Source organism: Bradyrhizobium forestalis (genome assembly GCF_002795245.1).
Lineage (GTDB): Bacteria > Pseudomonadota > Alphaproteobacteria > Rhizobiales > Xanthobacteraceae > Bradyrhizobium > Bradyrhizobium forestalis.
Genome location: NZ_PGVG01000007.1, coordinates 227,132 through 246,442 on the forward strand (window position 1 = coordinate 227,132; position 19,311 = coordinate 246,442).

General features: G+C 61.6%; 17 protein-coding genes and 2 pseudogenes. 2 read left to right on the forward strand and 17 right to left on the reverse strand.

From position 1 onward, the window contains the following. Positions 1-50: 50 nt before the first annotated feature. The 5 genes and pseudogenes from CVM73_RS11595 to CVM73_RS11610 all read right to left on the reverse strand — a co-directional run bounded on the left by CVM73_RS11595 (position 51) and on the right by CVM73_RS11610 (position 4,449). The gene (locus CVM73_RS11595; protein ID WP_100232121.1) at positions 51-1,394 is read right to left on the reverse strand and encodes a cytochrome P450; all 1,344 of its coding nucleotides are present in this window, start codon (positions 1,392-1,394) and stop codon (positions 51-53) included. Continuing rightward, positions 1,394-2,239, reverse strand: coding sequence for an SDR family oxidoreductase (locus CVM73_RS11600; protein ID WP_100232163.1), 846 nt, complete (start codon positions 2,237-2,239; stop codon positions 1,394-1,396). Before CVM73_RS11600 ends, CVM73_RS11595 begins: the two co-directional genes overlap by 1 nt. Further along, positions 2,226-2,534 (reverse strand): ferredoxin, encoded by a 309-nt coding sequence (locus tag CVM73_RS40880; RefSeq protein ID WP_167406786.1) that lies wholly within the window; start codon positions 2,532-2,534, stop codon positions 2,226-2,228. The genes CVM73_RS11600 and CVM73_RS40880 overlap by 14 nt, the downstream gene beginning before the upstream one ends. A 6-nt stretch (positions 2,535-2,540) precedes the next feature. Then, positions 2,541-3,824, reverse strand: a pseudogene (locus CVM73_RS40885) (cytochrome P450); the annotation flags it as partial. Positions 3,825-3,911: 87 nt separating this feature from the next. Beyond that, positions 3,912-4,449, reverse strand: a pseudogene (locus CVM73_RS11610) (cytochrome P450). 1,007 nt (positions 4,450-5,456) lie between these two features. On the opposite strand from CVM73_RS11610, the gene CVM73_RS11620 reads away from it, so the two are divergent. Next, the gene (locus tag CVM73_RS11620; RefSeq protein ID WP_100232164.1) at positions 5,457-6,086 is read left to right on the forward strand and encodes an FMN-binding negative transcriptional regulator; all 630 of its coding nucleotides are present in this window, start codon (positions 5,457-5,459) and stop codon (positions 6,084-6,086) included. A 945-nt stretch (positions 6,087-7,031) separates the two neighbouring features. Then, a complete protein-coding gene (locus CVM73_RS11630; RefSeq protein ID WP_100232124.1) occupies positions 7,032-7,940 on the forward strand; it encodes a TauD/TfdA dioxygenase family protein in 909 nt (302 codons plus the stop codon). A 141-nt stretch (positions 7,941-8,081) separates the two neighbouring features. Here the strand turns inward: CVM73_RS11630 and CVM73_RS11635 are convergent, their stop codons facing one another. The 12 genes from CVM73_RS11635 to CVM73_RS11690 all read right to left on the reverse strand — a co-directional run bounded on the left by CVM73_RS11635 (position 8,082) and on the right by CVM73_RS11690 (position 19,184). Continuing rightward, the gene (locus CVM73_RS11635) at positions 8,082-8,324 is read right to left on the reverse strand and encodes a DUF2274 domain-containing protein (RefSeq protein ID WP_100232125.1); all 243 of its coding nucleotides are present in this window, start codon (positions 8,322-8,324) and stop codon (positions 8,082-8,084) included. Positions 8,325-8,328: 4 nt separating this feature from the next. Next, on the reverse strand, positions 8,329-9,540 hold the full coding sequence (locus CVM73_RS11640) for a TraB/TrbI/VirB10 family type IV secretion system protein (protein ID WP_100232126.1): 1,212 nt from the start codon (positions 9,538-9,540) through the stop codon (positions 8,329-8,331). Further along, a complete protein-coding gene (gene trbG, locus CVM73_RS11645) occupies positions 9,537-10,571 on the reverse strand; it encodes a P-type conjugative transfer protein TrbG (RefSeq protein ID WP_167406781.1) in 1,035 nt (344 codons plus the stop codon). Before trbG ends, CVM73_RS11640 begins: the two co-directional genes overlap by 4 nt. Continuing rightward, positions 10,568-11,251 carry a conjugal transfer protein TrbF gene (trbF, locus tag CVM73_RS11650; protein ID WP_100232127.1) on the reverse strand — a complete coding sequence of 228 codons (684 nt, stop codon included), beginning with the start codon at positions 11,249-11,251 and terminating at the stop codon, positions 10,568-10,570. Before trbF ends, trbG begins: the two co-directional genes overlap by 4 nt. 92 nt (positions 11,252-11,343) lie before the next feature. After that, complete coding sequence (gene trbL, locus CVM73_RS11655) at positions 11,344-12,573, reverse strand: P-type conjugative transfer protein TrbL (RefSeq protein WP_100232128.1); 1,230 nt, start codon at positions 12,571-12,573, stop codon at positions 11,344-11,346. Further along, positions 12,570-12,944: a putative entry exclusion protein TrbK-alt gene (trbK-alt, locus tag CVM73_RS11660; protein ID WP_100232129.1), complete on the reverse strand. Its 375-nt coding sequence runs from the start codon at positions 12,942-12,944 to the stop codon at positions 12,570-12,572. The genes trbL and trbK-alt overlap by 4 nt, the downstream gene beginning before the upstream one ends. Beyond that, the gene (gene trbJ, locus CVM73_RS11665) at positions 12,944-13,672 is read right to left on the reverse strand and encodes a P-type conjugative transfer protein TrbJ (RefSeq protein ID WP_100232130.1); all 729 of its coding nucleotides are present in this window, start codon (positions 13,670-13,672) and stop codon (positions 12,944-12,946) included. The genes trbK-alt and trbJ overlap by 1 nt, the downstream gene beginning before the upstream one ends. Further along, positions 13,669-16,110, reverse strand: coding sequence for a conjugal transfer protein TrbE (gene trbE / locus CVM73_RS11670; protein WP_100232131.1), 2,442 nt, complete (start codon positions 16,108-16,110; stop codon positions 13,669-13,671). Before trbE ends, trbJ begins: the two co-directional genes overlap by 4 nt. Before the next feature lie 9 nt (positions 16,111-16,119). Next, positions 16,120-16,383: a VirB3 family type IV secretion system protein gene (locus CVM73_RS11675; RefSeq protein WP_100232132.1), complete on the reverse strand. Its 264-nt coding sequence runs from the start codon at positions 16,381-16,383 to the stop codon at positions 16,120-16,122. Further along, positions 16,383-16,655, reverse strand: coding sequence for a TrbC/VirB2 family type IV secretion system protein (locus CVM73_RS11680; RefSeq protein ID WP_244486413.1), 273 nt, complete (start codon positions 16,653-16,655; stop codon positions 16,383-16,385). The genes CVM73_RS11675 and CVM73_RS11680 overlap by 1 nt, the downstream gene beginning before the upstream one ends. A 55-nt stretch (positions 16,656-16,710) precedes the next feature. Further along, positions 16,711-17,625, reverse strand: coding sequence for a P-type conjugative transfer ATPase TrbB (trbB, locus tag CVM73_RS11685; protein ID WP_208639192.1), 915 nt, complete (start codon positions 17,623-17,625; stop codon positions 16,711-16,713). Positions 17,626-17,855: 230 nt separating this feature from the next. Further along, positions 17,856-19,184: an MFS transporter gene (locus CVM73_RS11690; protein ID WP_100232135.1), complete on the reverse strand. Its 1,329-nt coding sequence runs from the start codon at positions 19,182-19,184 to the stop codon at positions 17,856-17,858. Positions 19,185-19,311: the final 127 nt, after the last annotated feature.

Here is a 19,311-nt window from a genome sequence, read left to right on the forward strand (position 1 = left end):
CCGCGCGTCGCCGACGCCACTGCCTCGCCACAGGGGCATGTAATGCCAGCTCATGAGAATCCGATGCGCATAGTCATGGACGGATGTGCGGTCGGGTAATAGCGCCGGCCTTTTTCGACGCCGCTCAGCAACCGCGGCCGCGCCCCGCCCTTGTGCATCGTCAGTGCCAAGGCGATGCAGAACTGCACCAGTTCCAGACATGCCAGGTGGTAACCGATGCAGACGTGTGGACCGGTACCGAACTGCAGCATGTCCGCCGGCCGGATCGGCTCGGTGCGTTCCAGCCACCGCGCCAGGCGAAACTGATGAGGCGCCTCGTGCAGCAGCGCCGAGGTCGAGAAATGCAGCAGCGGGATGCACAGATCGGTGCCCGCGGGAATGCGCCGTTGGCCGAGTCGCAATTCACGCACTGCGCGACGCACCAGGAGCGGCGTCGGCGGATGCATGCGCAGCGTCTCGCGGAACAGCGCCTCGGCGACCGGACACTCCGCCAAGTCGGCGTGCCGCGTCGGCACCGCGCCCACGCGTTGCGCCTCCTCGACCAGAGCGTCCCACAGCCCAGGCTGCCGCGCCAGCTCGATCACCATCCAGGCCATCGTTGAGGCGGTGGTGTCGTGACCACCAAGCAGCAGCAAGCGGATATTGGCGACGAGGACCTCATCGGAGAGCGCATCGTCGCTGCGATCGAAGGCGCTCACCATGTCGTTGATCAACCCGGTGCGCGCGGCATGTTCGCGCGCGTCGCGAACGAACTCGCGCAACCGCGCATCGATCCAGTCGCGGGCGGCGCGACCGCGCCGCAAGGGCAGTCCGGGCAGGTCGACCGGGGGCGCGACGATCAACTGCAGCAGTTGCCGGTACTTGCGACGCCATTCCGGCAGGTCCTCCGCGGGGATTCCCATGAGGCTGAAGATGAGCTTGAGCATCAGATCGCCGGTTTCGCGCAGGATGGTTACGTCGCCGCGGTCGCGCCACCTCTGCACCCGCGCCCGGATGACGGGCGCGAACAGCTCGCCGACGCCGGCCTGGGTCAGCCCCTTGGGCAGGAACGCCGCCTGGATCGCACCGCGCGCCTGCCGGTGCGCGCCGCCGTCCTGGGCGACCAACGTTCCGCCAAACAATTCGGGCGCGATATCTTCGATCAGCGCCGAGGACACGTCCTTGTGCCGGAGCAGTGCGATCGCATCCGGATCCAGACAGGTCACCATGTGTCCGGCAGGGCCGAAGTCCAGCCAGAAGTGGCTGCCCAGCGTCCGTTCCGCGCGCCGCAGCAGGCGCGGCAGGTCGCAGACGATGGCGGGAAGATGCCCGACCAAGGGGAAAGCGCCGGGCACGACCGGGATGTCGTGCCGCAGCCGATCTCGGCGGTTCAGCGGGTTGAGCAGCATGTCCATCAGCAGCGCGGCGACGCAGCCGCTTCGGCGGTCTCGCCGGAATGCCGCGCGGCGCGGCTGTTCCCACCGTCGGCGTACGTCGGCACATGCGCCAGCATGCCGCCGTCGATGCACACCACTTGTCCGGTGATGAACGCAGCATCGTCGGAGAGCAGGAACGCCACCAGCGCGGCCACGTCCTCGGGGCGGCCGACGCGCGGCAGGAGCTGGTGCCGGCGCAGATGCCGTTGCATGCACTCGTCGAGCTTGGCCAGGAGACGCTCGGTCATGATGAGACCCGGCGCAACCGCGTTGCAGCGGATCTGCGCATGACCGTACTGGGTGGCGAGCGAGGCCGATAGCATGTTCATCGCCGCCTTCGATGCGGCGTAGGACGTCAGCGCAATGTCACCGCTGAGCCCCTGGCAAGACGACATGTTGACGATCGCGCCACCGCCGCGGGCGATCATCCCTGGGATGGCCTGCCGGCAGCAGAGCAATGTGCCGCGCAGATTGGTTGCCATGGTCTCATCCCAGACCGCCAGGTCCAGGTCGAGGATCGCGCGGTCGCGCGGAGTCAGATGCATGGCGCCCGCGTTGTTCACCAGGAGATCGACCGCACTGAAGTGCCGCTCCGCCGTATCGAACAGCGCTGCCACAGCCTGCGCCTCGGCGATGTCGATGGCCAGGGCGAGCGCGCGACCCGCCTCGGCCGCGATTTGCGCGGTGCACGCCGAGGCCGCCGAGCCATCGATGTCGGCGACCACCACTCTGCCGCCCTCGCGCGCGATGGCGAGGGCGCATGCCTTGCCGATCCCGGCGCCGGCGCCGGTCACCACGGCTACCTTGCCTTCAAACCGTCCCATGGTGTCCTCCTGGATTGCGTTGATCTCGCGCGGCATGCCGCTCCGCCTCCGCCGGAGAAGGCGCACTGTCGGCGCTGGCGCGCTCGTCACCGCCAGCTTCGCTTCTGATGACGCGAATGGCGGCGACCGGGCACTGGCTGGCTGCGAGCCGCACGGCGACGTGCAGCGCCTGCGGGATTGTCGCCCCGCACACTTCGGCGACGCCGTCCGGTTCGCGCTGGCGAAAAGTACCCGGTAGCGTCAGCACGCACTGTCCGCTGGTCCCGCACAGATCTTGGTCGACCACCACGCGCATCTCAGCCCCCTGCGCACGCAGCCGCACCGGCAGCGCGCGGAACGTCCTAAGGAACGCGGAGGGCTCCCGGGTGGGCAGCTCGGCCAATGCCAGCGTGGGGAAGCGCGCCTGAATCCGCGGCAAACTTTCGGCCAACTGCACCCGGGCCAGTTGCGCACCGAGGCAGAAGTGGATGCCGTGGCCGAAGCTCAGCATGATCTTCCCGTCGGTCGACATGCCGGGACTGGTGCCGTAGAACCGCTCGGGATCGAAGCGGTCGGGATCGGCGAAGGCGTCAGGGTCGCGATTGCCAGACGCGATCAGCACGCGCACGTCCGCGTTCTTCGGGATCACCACGCCGCCTAATTCGATGTCGCGCTGGGCGATACGCGGAATGGAGCTGAACATTGCCGGCGCGTCGCAGCGCAGGACTTCTTCGACGAATGCCTTCACCCCCATGGCGTCTCCCTGCAGCCAGTGCCGCTGTTCGGGATAGGCCAGCATCGCCAGGACCGCATGGTCGATGGTCGCAGCAGTCGTGGCGAAGCCACCCAGCAGCATGCCCCACAACATGCTGATCAACTCCGCATCTGACAGCGTGTCGGCATCGTCGTCGTGTGCGCCGACCAGCATCGACACGATGTCGTGGCTGGGATCGGTGCGCTTGCGCCGTATGAGACCGCCGAAGTAGGCCTTCACTCTGGCACTGGCCGCGTCCGCCGCGGCGAGCCGGGGATCGCTGGTGTGCGGGCTCAGGCCTTCCAGAATGGCGCCGATGCCGGCGGCGAGCCCGAACATGTCGTCCTGGGGCATGCCAAACAGTTCGGCGAAGACCAGTATTGGCAAGGCCAGCGCGAATTCCCGATGCAGGTCCACGGCCTCCCCGCGCTCCAGCGCGGGCGCCATGCCGTCCAGCCGCGCTTCGACAATGCGCGCGATGCTCGGCCGCAGGTTGTCGATCTGGCCCATGGTGAAATCGCGCGAGATCAGCCGGCGCAGACGCGTATGCGTCGGTGGGTCCTTCATCGCTAGCGTGGAGGCCAGCAGATTGAGCGACAGGCTGGTCGCCGCATGCGGAAAATAGCGCGCCAGTTCGCCTGGCGCCGGTCCCCGAAACGCATCGCCCGTGGCCTTGAGAGCCCAGTAGATGTCGGCGTGTCGACTCAACAGAAAGAGGCCCGACGCCGCGCGATGCACCGGGTCGTGCTCGCGCAACCACCGCATGAACGGATACGGGTCGTGGATCCACGCCGGCGACGCCAGTTCGGCGAAGGCGTCCCGGCATGCTGCCGTGGTTTCTTGCACGTCCATCTTCGTTACCTGTTGGCTGGCTGATCTGACCGGTGCACGAGAGGTGCGCCGGCAAACACGATCGCGTCCCCCAGCCGCGTCCGCACATCACCAGAAAACCGGGAACTCATCGAACCCGCCAGTGATGATCTCCTTGCGCAACTTCAATTGTTCGGGCGCGACGGCCAAGCGCAGCGCGGGAAAGCGCTGGAAGATCGAACCGAACACCGCCTTGAGTTCCAGCCTGGCCAGCTCCCCGCCGATGCAGGAGTGCGGCCCGTGGGAGAACGCCAGGTGCGGTTTTTCCTGGCGTCCTATGTCGAAGATTTCCGGCTCGTCGAAATTCCGCGGATCGAACGACGTAGCCGGCAGGCCGACCAGCACCTTGCTCTCCGCGGGAATATGCACGCCCGCGATGGTCACGTCGGTGGGTGAACGCCGTCGGCGGCATTCCCGTCGGCCGGAACGCCGCATCGGACAGCGCCACCTTGGCCTCGTCGTAGCCTGTCACCCACCAGCCTTCGTGCCCGGACGGGAAACGCACGCGGTGGATCGGACCGTTGGCGCGTAGCGCCAACATCTCGGGCGATGGCTCAATGTGATCGATGCGCCACATCGGCAGCATCGGCAGGGGTTGTTCGGACACGGTGGCACTTCACTCTCTAAGCGATGGAAGGGCGGAAGTGCCCGCACGCGCTACGGTCACCGGCTTCACGTGCGCTTGCGTTCACTTCTGTTCGTCAATGATGATCGGCGGGGACGGCGACCGAATCCTGGAGCCTAACGTTGGCTTTAGCCAGCTACCGAATCTTGTAGTAGCCCCTAAGCTAAGCGCCTGGTCCCGGGCGCATGCGCGTCTCAGAACACGGACCTGCAGCGCGATGCGCTGCTCGGCTCGCCATGAGCGCTTTAGTCCAGGAGCGTGTTGCAAGCCACTTGCGCACGTTCACGTTAGCATCCATGCCAAACTTCGAAGCGCGTTCTCGTCGACGAACTGCACGGTCACGAAATCCGGCGCGGCGCGACCTCGCCCGCCTCGGCTTCGTCATCGAACCCAAGGCCGGCTAGCTCTGCCGGCGCCGCTTCAGACTCCGCGAGAGATAGGGACACCCTCGCTTGGGAACGCCTTGGCGTATTCGATCGCCGCCTCAACCTGATCCGCGTCAGCGATGGAAAATCGTCGACAATCCCCTCTGCCGATTGCCCCCGCGCGAGGGCGTCCACCATAGGCGGGAACTTTCGTGTTTTAATGATGGGTTGGTTGCGATCACCTAGGACCTGTACCCATCGACGCAGTTCAGACGATGAAGGCGGCTTTTGAGGTCGGCGTCGATCTTGCCGAGATCAAGGAGCTAGCTTGCCAAACGCGCCTCGGTGCGCGTCGAAGGACAGCTGCCCGATCACTACATACAGGCGACCCCGGGTGAGATCTCTAAAGGTCCATGAATGCCTGGATCAGCCCGCAGGAAACTAGCTACGGAAACAGAGCTCGACGGACTGAAGCGGCTGAGTGGAATCGCCCCCGTCCCAAATAAATCCGAAGCGGTCACGTCAAAACAGGAAGCGGAGACGCTCTACGGGAGCGACTGAAATTGGCAGTTTTCTCGCACATTGACTTGCGTTTATCTCGACGACCACCAACGGAGAGTCTTCATGTACATACCAACCCACTTTCGAGATGACGACATCGAGAACATTCGAGCGACAATCCGCTGCGCCCGATTGGCCACCCTAGTCACAGCGACATTAGATGGGCCACTTGCGACGCCTCTTCCGCTCTTCCTCGATGAGAGCGAAGGCGAACACGGTACGTTATACGGGCATCTGGCGAAGGGCAATCCGCAATGGCGCACGGCCCCGATCGGAGAAGCTCTGGCGATCTTTACTGGCGCAGAGGCTTATGTGACGCCATCCTGGTATCCCAGCAAGCGACAAGCTGAACATGTGGTGCCGACATGGAATTACATCGCGGTCCACGCCCATGGGCCGATTGAGTTCTTCGACGATCCCACTCGCCTGCTTGAGGTTGTGACACGTCTGACGAATATCCATGAGACGTCACGTGCGACGCCCTGGGCCGTCAGCGATGCTCCCGCGGATTTCGTCGCCGCCCAGTTGCGTGAAATCGTCGGCGTGCGCATCCCGATCACCATGGTCGAAGGCAAACGCAAGATGAGCCAAAACCGCCCCGCGCCTGATCGCATTGGTATCGCCACCGGCTTAGCGGCGAGCAAACTACCACGGGACCAGGAAGTTGCAGCTCTTATCTTGGTTCAGGACTGAGACGATAATGTGCAAGACCGGCGCCGCAGCCATCTTACATCTACAGCTCTCACAGACTGCAGCGGTCGGGCCATCAATTACCTGGCGATCACGAACGGAAACGTCAGCTCGGACTTGCCGCACTGTGCAGACACCTGTCGGTATTCTGACAGAGGCACAATCTCGTGTCAGGTCCAGTACAACGCGCATAGTAAGGTTTCAGACTTTCGAAAGCCCATTCGACTTTGCGCCCCCCGCTGCCTGGGATGGCTATTGCTTAAAACAAAACGATCCAACAGAGCCACTCAGGCAGCAATGCTCACGCTCTCCAAACTCTCTCTCGCCACCGAAGCAATTACATTGTTGAACCAATTCGCGCGCAAGTGCAAGGACTTGCAATCGAGACTCACGTCAGCGACATTTTGACATTTGCGAGCCGCGCAACTCAGTTTAGGAGCATGAGCAAGCAAGAGCGGCTGCGCTTGTATATGCAGGCAATGATTCGCCCCCGAAGGAGCCGTCATCGTCATAGCGAGCGATATGCCAGTTGAGACAGAACTTGCCCGCAGTCTGGATCTCGCCAACGTATAAATCTTGGATCATTTGTTTCCGAGGCGCGCTTGCGCGCGGCAGGGCCGGACTACATGATTCATGAACCATAACTATTGCCAATTCTACAGAAGCATTGGTTTCTTCAACGCAGTTAGTGATTACAGCATGACTGCAGATTTGCCGTTTTCTCGCTACTGCTGTCCGCTTCGCGATTCGACACTCGAAGGGGTGAGCTCGGTGAGCGAGTTCTTTCGTCACTCGGCCCAACAACGGGTTCAGTTCGAGGTCCCGCGCCAAATGCCACGATTCGTTTACTGCCCATTGTCGAGTACATGCTTGTGTTTCGCTTGGCACGATGCTTGCTGAAGATCATTTAAGGGGCGAGGAAGAACTGCAAGGGCTTGGAAAAGCAAGATGAGCACAAACGCTTTGGTCGGAGGCGTCATTCCGAGGACCGATGTTGTGAAACGTGCAGCGCGCATCGGTGCCGAAGTCAAGAATATCAAGCTATCGGGCGACCTACCGGATCACACGATCGCCGCGATCAACAGATTATTGCTCGAGCACAAGGTGATCTTCTTCCGCAATCAAGGACATCTGAATGACGCCGAGCATGAGCGCTTTGCCGCTCGTCTCGGAAAGCTAGTGCCACATCCGATGCTCGGTGCTACCAAGGGGATGGCGTCGCTCCTCGAACTCGACTCCACTCGCGGCGGCGGTCGCGCCGACGTTTGGCATGCGGATGGGACCTTCGCCGACGCCTATCCAAAGATTCTGGTCCTGCGGGCCGTTGTAATGCCAACGTTCGGAGGCGACACCGTGTGGTCGAACACAGCTGCCGCTTATCTTGGTTTGCCCCCGCCGCTACAACGGCTTGCCGAGGGCCTATGGGCCGTTCACAGCAACGTCTTCGATTACGCCGGGATCGCGCGGGTCCGCGAGGTCGACAAGAAGCATTTTGAGGAGGTGTTCACCAGAACGGTTTTTGAGACCGAGCATCCCGTCGTACGCGTCCATCCCGAAACAGGCGAGCGGACGCTAGTGCTCGGCGCCTTGGTGAAGCACTTTATTGGCATCCGCAAATACGACGGACAAAAGCTGTTCGATCTGTTCCAGTCCCACATCACCGCGCCCGAAAACACTGTGCGCTGGAATTGGCTAGAGGGCGATATTGCGCTGTGGGATAACCGCGCAACGCAGCATTACGCGGTCAACGATTACGGGGACCAGCATCGCGTCGTACGTCGGGCCACGATCGAGGGTGACGTGCCTCTCAGTGTCGATGGCCGGAGCAGTGTAACGCGACTGAAGGTGACCGAATAACTGCACGTCGACTCCCAGCGCCCCCCGGCTGAAAACTGGGAAAAATTCGTAATCGGAGTTGTTTCGGGAAAACTCGAAAGCACACCGACGCCATATCTCAGCTCTTAATGCCAACTCGGCAGCGCTTCGCAACCACGAGCATCACTGTCCTTCACCGGCGGCCGGTATGTGGGCTTCACGTTTCAGTTTAGAAAATCCTCGGTCAGTGGCCATAAAGCGCGCCAACATGGGGGCGATGAGTTTAGTCGGATCGACCACTTGACCACCCTGACGCGTAAGCACTTCTGCATAGGCGATGAGATCACGATGCACGGCGGCGGGCAGCTCCGCAGTCACTTTGACCGGCTTGTCGTCTGGAAGCTCTCCTATTTTAAGTTTGGGCATGTTGTCACCCTCTATATGGGGTAAGTATCAGATCACGATTGACAAGAACACGAACCGGGAAACCAGGTCGTACGGTAAGAGTCGGCTGGATGTTGAGGCTTCTACGGACGACCTGCTGTCCAGTCTGGTTCAGTGAGTCCGAGGCTCCGTGCCGCAATGCCTGGATGATCGCGCTGTCGTTGCTGTTGGTGTCCGAGCCGGCCCCAAGTTCGGTGCCGACCGCCAGAAACGTCGATAGAGCCGCGGCCTTGAACAGCTCTCCCCAGTGGTTGTCGACTTGGTCTTCAAGGCCCGCGTAACCTGCGGTGTCAGCGCCAGGCTGCCGCTCGAGAGCGATAGACCGTCCATTCGGCATGATCAGCCGGGTCCAGACGAGCAGCACGCGTGACTGGCCGAAAGTGACCTGGCTATCGTAGATCCCGATCAGACGCGCTCCCTGGGGCACAAGCAGAAAGCGGCCGGTCGGCGTGTCATAGACATTCTCGGTTACCTGCGCCGTAATTTCGCCTGGCAGGTCCGATCGGATTCCGGTGATCAGGGCTCCCGGAATAACCGTCCCAGCCTGCACGAGATATGGTGAAGCGGGCCTGGTGACGCGGTCAGGGCTGACCATGCGACGGTCCACGGTGGCGTTCACGAAGGCAAGCTTTCGGTCCTGTCCGTTCTGCGCAGATCCATCGTCGCCCGTGCCCGTTGCGTTCGGTAGCGCGACGCGGTCGCCTCCAACAGCCGCCGCGGCGGGCGGACGCACTTCTCTCCCATTGGTCGAAGCGAACAGATGGCTGATGCGGGCTGCTTCGGTCTCTTGATCCCGGCGCTGCTGGTCCGGATCAGCGCCGTTCGTCGGCGACTGGCCTTGGGCTGCAAGAATCGGTCGACCGAGATCCCCGGGTAGCGGAGGGCCAAGCTGCGGGACTGCCTGGCGCGGAACGCCAGCGTAGTCTTTGGGTAGCGCCGTTATGCCGTCGGCAACATTGTGGTGATCGGTGCTGTAAACCTCATCGGTCGCCTGATTTCGATGGCGGTTGCTCGCTAGCGACCACAACACGGTTCCACCGATGACGAACAACACGACAGCAGTCCCTCCGGCGAGAACTTTCCGCGACAACCGGGTTACTCGCGGTTGCTCTGCTCTCAGGCGGAAGCTTCCGGACGGATCCTCTTGTGCCGCTGACGGGACGGATTGCTCGTGATCGTTTCCACTCAAGCTGCTCATGACGACGGCCTCCCGTCTGTCCTGACAATCCTGACTTTCTGCTGGTGTTCACCCCCGAGCCGTAGTTCAGCGGCTGCAAACAGCCGATCAACGATCAGCACGTTACCGGAGGCGCGATAGTTGACGAGCTCGGTTTTGCCATCCGGTCCGATGACAAAGAGCGGAGGCATCTCACCTTGCACGATGCCTTGCGGGAATTCGACATAGACCTTGCGGCCATCGTCATATGCGGCGAGCGGCCGCCAGGGAGGACCGTCCCCTTCGATGGCATAGCGGAAGATACGCTGCGCCGGATCCGGAAGAACGGGTTTCATAGCAGCTGAACGCAACCGTTCGCGTACCGTTTCAGGATAGTACCAGGCAACGGATGGCATGTATGGCCGCTCGCGGGAACGGAGCTCAATCAGGTACGTGCGCCGGTCAGTATTGACGACAAGATTGGTCTCGATCGAAGCTCGGGTCGGCTTGACCAGGATATGGACACGTCGTGTGTCGCCGCTCCCGCTCTCGGTATCGCCCACGACCCAGCGCACGGTATCTCCGGCCGCGATCGGCCCCGATCCCGTCAACTGCTCTCCCTCCTCGAGCGCGATATCCGTGATCTGCCCCGGTGCGGCGTAGATCTGATAAAGCGCCCCGGGACTGTAGGCGTAGATTTGCGCCGCGTTGAAATACCCCCGCTTGCGCGGTTCGACCCGGGCTGCGCTGTTTGCGGTCTCAACCCGGCTCACGGGCTCAGCGTCTTCCTTTCCTCCCGACTTGCCGCCGAGCGCCGGTTTCCAAAGGGGTGGAACGTGAAGCGGTCGTGATCTGTCGTCGAGTGCCACTGGCGTCGCTGGTAACGGAGGCACCTCAGCGTCATAGCTGATTTCCGGTGGAATGTAGGTCGCGCACCCACCGAGCGTAGACGACAAAAGTAAAAGAGCGGACAAAACTGCACGCTTCGAACTCACGAACTCGGGCCAAGCCGAATCGACCCTTGCTTGCTGGACGGAACGTTTCGAACGGAACTCAAGCAGCGTCTTGGTCACTGACTCAACTCCTTTGACCAGTTGATGGCGCGGACGTAAACGCCAAGCGGATTCTTGCGCAGGCGTTCGGCGTCGCGGGGCGTCTCGATGACGATCGAGAGAATTGCAGTCCAGCGCTCAGTCGAGCTCAACGAACCGTTGTCGTAGGTGCGCTCGGTCCACGCGACGCGAAAGCTTTCCGACGACGCGCGAATGACGCTCGAGACGTCGACTGAGATCTGGGCCTTGCTCAGCTTGGCAAAGGGATCGTTGTTGCGCGCGTAGTCGTTGAGCGCAGCCGCGCCACGATCCGTCGTAAAATCATAGGCCCGGAGCCAGTTCTGGCGCAGAACGATACCGTCGGCCGGCAGCCCTCTCACATCCTCGATAAAGCGCGCCAGATGATAGGCGATCTGAGCGTCAGTCGGTTGATAGTCGATGCTGGCCGGCGCGACCCTTTGGGTTTGGCCGAGATGGTCGACTTCGACCACCCACGGCGTGATCGATCCCTGGCTCGACTGCCAAACCAGGCCACCTGCGAGACCGGCTGACAGCATCAGGCAGCCGAACGCCACTAATCGCCAGTTCTTGGCCTGAACGCGGGCGGATCCAATGCGTTCGTCCCAAACCTGCGCCGCCTTTTGGTAAGGCGTGATCGGCTCGGGCATGCGCCCGTAGTGTATGGAAGGTCGTTTGAACATCGATTGTTGCCCCTGAATCAAGTGATCCGTTTCGAGTCGTGCGGGATTCACGTTTGAGTCGCCCGCGGTGGCGAAGGCGCAGTGACTGCGTGTCAGCCCTCTCCTTCAGATAAATCGACGGAAGAGCCGCCGCCACCGTGATCGCCCGAGCGGACGGCCTGGCCAGCGGCCGAGGCACCATGCCGAATAGTCTCGGCGCGCTTCATGCGTCGCGCCCAATCAGGCCGCCCTTCGGCCGATGTGCTCGCGGCCTGCGCGCCAGCGTCCCCACCTCCGCCGAGCACAGCAGCTGCGCGACGCAACGGGCTCATTGCAGCCGAGCTACCCGCCTCCGCAACGCCAGCAATGCCTCCGCTTCGATAGGCAGCGGACGCTCCACTCAAGAGGGCACCCCCGCCACGCGCGGCGCCAGCAATCGCGCCGCCAGCGAGACCGACACCGCCGGCGGCGAGGCCTCCGCCGGCGGCAACAATACCGCCAGCAGCAAGGCCCGTTCCAACCGCCGCACCGGCGCCGAGCTGCGGTCCGCCGGATACCAGGCCGTTGGCGATTCCGGGACCGAAGATGCCCAAGCCCAGCAGGGAGAGTGCCGCGAGCACCAGTGTCATCGCGTCCTCGATGGTTGGCTGATTGCCGCCAAAGCCAGCGGTGAACTGCGAGAATAGCGTCGATCCGATCCCGACGATGACGGCCAGGACCAAGACCTTTATTCCGGAGGATATGACATTGCCCAGGACCCGCTCAGCTGCGAAGGCGGTCTTGCCAAACAAGCCAAAGGGAATGAGCACGAAGCCGGCCAGCGTCGTCAGCTTGAACTCGATCAGGGTGACAAAGAGCTGGATCGCCAGAATGAAAAAGGCGAGCAACACCACGACCCAGGCGAACAGGAGAACGACGATCTGGACAAAATTCTCGAAAAAACTGATGTAGCCCATCAGGTTGGAGATCGAGTCGAGCAACGGTCGGCCGGCGTCGAGTCCGACTTGAGCGACCTTTCCAGGTCTCAGGAAATCGGATGCGGACAGGCTTGCGCCCGACGCTTTCAGCCCAAGGCCGGCAAAGCTCTCGAAAACGATGCGCGCGAGGCTGTTCCAGTTGCCGATGAGGTAGGCAAAGACTCCCACGAAAAGCGTCTTCTTGACGAGGCGCGCGATGATGTCTTCGTCCGGCCCCCAACTCCAGAACAACGCAGCAAGCGTGATGTCGATCGCAGCAAGGGTCGTTGCGAGATATCCGACATCGCTGCCAAGCAGCCCAAAGCCGTTGTCGATATAACGCGTGAACGTTTCCAGGAACTGGTCGATAATCCCCGTACCCGTCATGGCTTACTCGCCTCCGGTGTCGCCGGTTGCGGATATCCTAGCGAGATCCGGCTCTGGTCTTTTGGGGCGGGAGCCAACCCTGCGGCGGAATCTTCTTGGCCAGGAATCGCGGCACCGGCTTTCTTGCCAAAGAAGCGACGCCGGTTTTCGACCCAGACTTGCCTGCAATGCTGATAACCTGCCGTTTGCTCCGCAGTGACGCTGCGGCAGCGTGCAAGGTCAGAGCTTGTTGCACCTGTCGTCTGCTCCGCCTTCGGCAGTGCTGGCGGAGAATCGTCTCCGCCACGCAGTTGAATCGTGCAGGCAGTGACGACCAACACGCCGATTGTCGTAAGCATCGACAAGGCCTTGAATGCCCTTATGTCGATCATCAGTGAAACATCTGCACGTTCGAGGATTGATAGCCCTGCCCCGGTGTCAAGAACCGCCGAAGCTGTTCTCGTCCTTGATCTTGAGCCGAAGCGCGCTGAGCGGCCTCAAGACTCTGCGCCCTGCCCTGCGCCGTCACGACAGCTGTAAGATCGGCGAGCTGCTGCGCGTTCAGTGCAAGGATCTGATTGCCAGCCTGCGTTGCCTGCAGCGCGCCGCTGGCACCCTGACTTGACGTTACGAGTGCGGACGTCTGGATACGATTGGTGTCGAGGTTGCCAACGATACCCGCCTGAACGCGCAACGCGTCTTGCGTTGCGGCATACGAATTCTGCCAACGCGATTGGGCGTTGGTGACCAGCAACTGGCTGGATTGGTTGCTGCTAGCTGGCGCGTAGCTGGTTGAGAAGGCACGGTCGATCTGCTGGACATCGTAGGCGATGCGCTGGGCCTGGGCCAGCAATTGCTGGGTCCGCTGAATCGATGATTGCAGTTGCTGCAGCGATGAATACGGAAGGTTTGCAAGATTCTTTGCCTGGTTGATCAGCATCTGCGCCTCGTTTTGCAACGAGGTGATCTGGTTATTGATCTGCTGGAGTTCTCGCGCGGCAGTCAGAACATTCTGGACGTAGTTGTTGGGATCAAAGACGATCAGCGCCCGTGCGGGCACCGCGACGCCAAGCACCAGTGCGATAATGCCAGCGGCCGCGAACAGGCCAAAACGCTTCATAGCGATTTCTCCAGATTGACGAGATTGGGGATCAGGTCTGTCGCCCAGGCGACGCCACGATGCTGGAGCCAAGCCGGAACAAAGCCGTCAGGTCCATGTTCGGCGAGGAGCTGCGCGATGGCAGCCTGGTCTGTCTTTGAAGAGGCCGCCGCGAATGCGAGCGCAACCTCGCCCAAGCCGAGTTCGAACATCCGATTGCCCCGGCGGGACTGGCAATAGTAATCGCGCTTTGGCGTTGCCCGGCTCAGAAGCTCGATCTGACGGTCGTTGAGGCCGAAGCGGCGGTAGATGGCCGTGATCTGCGGTTCGATCGCCCGTTCGTTCGGCAGCAACAACCGTGTTGGACAGCTCTCGATGATCGCCGGCGCGATCGCGGAGCCATCGATGTCCGAAAGCGATTGGGTGGCGAAGATGACGGACGCGTTCTTCTTTCGAAGCGTCTTCAGCCATTCCCGGAGCTGCCCCGCAAAAACCTCGTCATCGAGGGCAAGCCAACCCTCATCGACAATCAGGAGCGTCGGCCGGCCATCGAGTCGGTCCCCAATACGATGGAAGAGGTACGCCAGCACGGCCGGCGCCGCACTCGTTCCGATCAACCCTTCGGTCTCAAAGGCCTGGACCGACGCCTCGCCAAGGCGCTCGAGTTCAGCGTCAAGCAGGCGCCCGGATGGACCGCCGAGGCAATAAGGTTGCAAGGCGCGTTTCAGAGAGTTCAATTGCAGCAGGACTGACAGGCCCGTCAGGGTGCGCTCCTCTCTCGGCGCCGAAGCGAGAGACGTTAGCGCCGACCACAGGTGATCCTTGACCTCAGGAGTGATCTCAATCTTTTCCCGAGCAAGAATTGCGCAGATCCATTCCGTGGCCCATCCGCGCTCGGAAGGATCATCAACCCAGGCCAGTGGCTGCAGGGCGACGGGTTGTTCACCTCCGTCGGATAATGCGCCGCCGAGATCATGCCAGTCGCCACCCATGGCAAGTGCGCCCGCCCGAATTGAACCGCCGAAGTCGAACGCAAAGACCTGAGAGTTCGGATAGCGGCGAAATTGCAACGCCATCAGGGCCAGCAACACGGATTTGCCGGCGCCAGTCGGGCCGACCACGAGGGTGTGGCCGACGTCTCCGACGTGGAGGGAGAAGCGGAATGGCGTTGATCCCTCGGTCTTGCCGAACAACAGAGGCGGGCCTTTGAAGTGGAAGTCCCTCGCCTCGCCCGCCCACACGGCTGACATCGGAATCATGTGAGCGAGGTTAAGAGTCGAAACAGGAGGCTGCCGCACGTTGGCGTAGACATGCCCCGGCAGACTGCCGAGCCAGGCTTCGACGGCGTTCACCGTTTCGATCATACAGGTGAAATCTCGGCCTTGAATGACCTTGTCGACCAGGCGCAGCTTTTCATCGGCAGCATTGGGATCGAGGTCCCACACTGTGATGGTCGCCGTGATGAAGGCTTGCCCGATCTGGTCAGAGCCTAGTTCCTGCAGCGCCGCGTCCGCATCCAGCGCCTTGTTGTGGGCGTCGGTATCGAGAAGCGTCGACGCCTCGTTGGTCATGACCTCCTTGAGAATGGCGCTGACGGACTTTCTCTTCGCGAACCACTGGCGGCGGATTTTGGCCAGCAGCTTGGTGGCGTCGGTCTTGTCGAGCATGATCGCCCTGGTCGACCAACGATAAGAGAATGGCAGGCGATTCAGGTCGTCCAGGATCCCCGGGGTCGTCGCCCCCGGAAAGCCGACAATCGTCAGAACCCGAAGATTGGCTGAGCCCAACATCGGCTCTAGCCCGCCAGTCAGCGGCTGGTCGGCCAACAGCGCATCGATATACATCGGAATTTCGGGCACGCGAACGCGATGACGCTTGGTCGAGATCGTCGAGTGCAGGTAGGTCAGCGTGTCCTGATCATTGAGCCAGGCGCATTCTGGCATGAACCCTTCGACGAGCTGCAGCACGCGGTCGGTTTGATCGGCAAACCCGCGGAGCACCTCGCGCGCGTCTGCGCTAACAGTCCGATCGCGGCCTTCATAGAGCAGGCGCTCTGCCCTGGCGGCTCCTTCCTCCGGCGGCAAATAGACGAAGGTTAGGAAATAGCTGGACTCATAATGGGCACCCGCCTCCTCGAACTGAGCCCTGCGTTCCGCGTCAACCAGCGCAGACGCGACATCCGGAAATGTACTCGGAGGATAAGCCCCAGCAAAATGACGCTGCGCCTCAACAAATACGGCCCAACCAGATCCCAGACGGCGCAGGGCGTTATTCAGGCGACCGGCGACGCCGACAAGTTCGGCCGGTACCGCGCTGTCGAGGTCAGGCCCTCGGAACTTCGCCGTCCGCTGGAAGGACCCGTCCTTGTTCAGGATGATTCCCTCATCGACCAGGGCTGCCCAGGGCAGAAAGTCGGCGAGACGCGCGCTGGAATGACGATATTCGGCGAGATTCATCATAACCGAGGCTCAGGTGTTGAGGTGACCGGGAATGCGCAGATGTCGGCGCACCACATCGACGAAGGCAGGATCGCGCTTGGCGGCCCATACGGCGGCCATGTGACCGATGAACCAGAGGACGAGGCCCGCGATCCAGAGCCGAAGTCCCAGCCCCAGGGCTGCCGCAAGTGTGCCGTTGACAATCGCAACCGACCGCGGCGCGCCGCCCAGCAGGATTGGTTCAGTGAGCGCGCGGTGAACGGGCACGACAAAGCCCGTGACCTGATCACCCATCAGATCACCACGCCGCCGCCGAAGGAGAAGAACGACAGGAAGAAGCTTGAGGCGGCAAACGCGATTGACAGACCGAACACGATCTGGATCAGCCTGCGGAAACCACCTGACGAGTCCCCAAAGGCCAGCGTGAGCCCCGTCACGACGATGATGATGACGGCGATGATCTTGGCGACCGGTCCTTCAACCGACTGCAAGATCTGATTGAGTGGCTGTTCCCATGGCATGTTCGAGCCGGCCGCCCATGCCGGTGCCGACGCCAAAAGAACCATCCCGGATATGGCTAGTGATGCGGCATCTCGACGAAAACGAAATTGCTGACGCATGTCAGTCTCCTGCTGATGAAAGGTTGTAGTCGCCGGAGGCACCAAGCCCTGTGACGAGGGCGAGCTCGGCGAGGCGACGGTCAGCGCCGCGGCCCGCGAGCACAGCAACGAGGTTGATGGTCTCAGCGATCAGGGCGCGCGGAACCGTGATGACGGCTTCCTGGATAAGCTGCTCGAGCCGCCGCAGCGCACCGAGCGCGGTGCCTGCGTGAATAGTGCCGATACCGCCGGGATGGCCGGTACCCCAAGCCTTGAGCAGATCGAGCGCCTCGGCACCTCGGACTTCGCCAACCGGGATGCGATCAGGACGCAGGCGCAGCGAGGACCGAACGAGGTCCGATAATGTGGCCACACCATCTTTGGTCCGGAGCGCCACGAGATTGGGCGCTTTGCACTGAAGCTCGCGCGTATCTTCGATCAGCACGACCCGATCGGAGCTCTTTGCCACCTCAGCCAGCAGCGCATTCGTCAATGTTGTCTTGCCGGTCGATGTCCCACCGGCGACCAGGATGTTCTTCCGTGCAACGACCGCGCTCTGCAGGATCCTGGCCTGCTCTGAGGTCATGATTCCCCTGCCGACGTAGTCGTCGAGCGTAAACACGGCGACGGCGGGCTTGCGGATCGCAAAGGCAGGTGCAGCAACGACCGGAGGCAAGAGACCTTCGAAGCGCTCACCGGTCCCGGGCAGTTCGGCCGAGACCCGTGGCGAGCCGGCATGCACCTCGGCACCGACGTGATGCGCTACCAGGCGAACAATGCGCTCGCCATCCGCTGAGGACAGAGTTTCGCCTGTGTCGATCAGACCATTCGACAACCGGTCGATCCACAACCGCCCATCCGGGTTGAGCATCACCTCGATGATCGCTTCGTCTTCGAGGTAGCCGGCAATCGCAGAGCCAAGCGCGCTGCGCAGCATTCGCGCGCCGCGCGAACTCGCTTCCGATTGAATGGAATGGATTGCCACCGTTCGTCCCCACCGTATGAGGACGTCGAACGACAGTCCTCAGATGGGGATGATTAGAAGAGGCACCGATGGACTTGGCGCAACAAGCGCTTTCGAAGATCGTAGACTGGCGTAGAAAAAGAAAGACTGAGAACGGAGTTATGAGGCCTACTCAATCGTATCAGTTCGCTGGGAGTGGCTACTTACCACTCCGCATCGTCATCCGCGGGCAGGAAGATGACCGAATCCTCATACAACCCAACTGATTCGACAGCATAGGAAACATCAGACGGCTCGAAGAGGAGGATTGAACTCATCCACGAAACGATGGATCGGCGCCAAGGCACCACGAACCAGACCAATGCCGCGATCTGCAGCGCTACGCTGAAGCCGAACGCCACCTGATAGGCTTGGACGGTCCTATGGCCGTCGTTCGCAGGCCATTGCTCCAGGATCAGGCCTGTCGCGTATTGTGCCAGAAATGCCCAACCAAAGTGCAAGACGTTCAAAGCGCCGTTGGCACGACCAGCAAGCTCCGGCGGAAAGTAATCTGATATCACCGCGAAGCTGATCACGGTTGCTGTTCCGACGATTGCGATGACAGACCAGGGTAGGATGGACGGCAGAGGCGCTCGCAGGATCAAGGCTAACTCGGCTGCGATAAACAGCACCGCAACCATCGCCAATATCGTCTCCGCCCCGATTCCTCTGCGTTTGATGTTATGGACGGCCACACCGAAGAACCAGGCACCGCCGCTCAATACGATGGACATTATGAATAGCTGTCCGACGAGACTTGCGCGATCAAGCCTCTCCACGTCGGTCAGCCATGGCGATGCCCACAGTCCCTGCAGGGACCAGGCCGATCCCACGCAAGTCGCCGACAATGGCGCAATGCACCAGAAACGCCGATCGCCGAAAACGGAGCCAAGGGTGGCGCGCGCTGTTAATGGAACAATGCCTCGTTCAGGCACCACAAAATAGATGAGAATGGCTATCGCACCAGTAGCCGCTGCCAGAATCTCAAAGAGCGACCGCCAGCCCATCCAAGCGAGCAGGCGCTCGACGGGAGCAGTAGCAGTCACCGCTCCTAGCGAGCCCAGCATGACCATGTAGCCGTTCAGCAAGCCAACTCGCTCCCTGGGAAACCAAAGGATGATGGATTTCAGACCTGCCGTGAGCGCTGCCGCCACGCCAAGCCCGATCATTGCACGCGCGATCAAAAGTGACAGGAAGCCGGTCGATACTGCGAACAGTCCGGCGCCCACTGCTGCGAGCAAGAGCAGAGCACTTTGGACGCGACGCGGACCAAATCGGTCCAACAAGATGCCGACGGGGATCTGAGCCGCCGCGAAAACTAGAAAATAGACCGAGGTAAGCAAGCCAAGATCGGCACTCCCAAGCCCGATGTCCGAGCTGATATGGCTGGCGATCAGAGCGTTGATCGTTCGAAACAGGTACGAAAGATAGTATCCAGCAGCAAAAGGGAGAAAAACCCGCGCAATTCGACACCATCCTTTTGAGATTTGCATGCCGGCCCCTCTTGCTGTCAGCTCTTTCGAGCCGATAGCGCGACCAGCTCCTGCCGGTTCAGCTAAATCGCTGCGGTCGTAGGCTAGCGAAGAAAAAGAAGGGACCGGCGAAACGGTATTGCTGCAT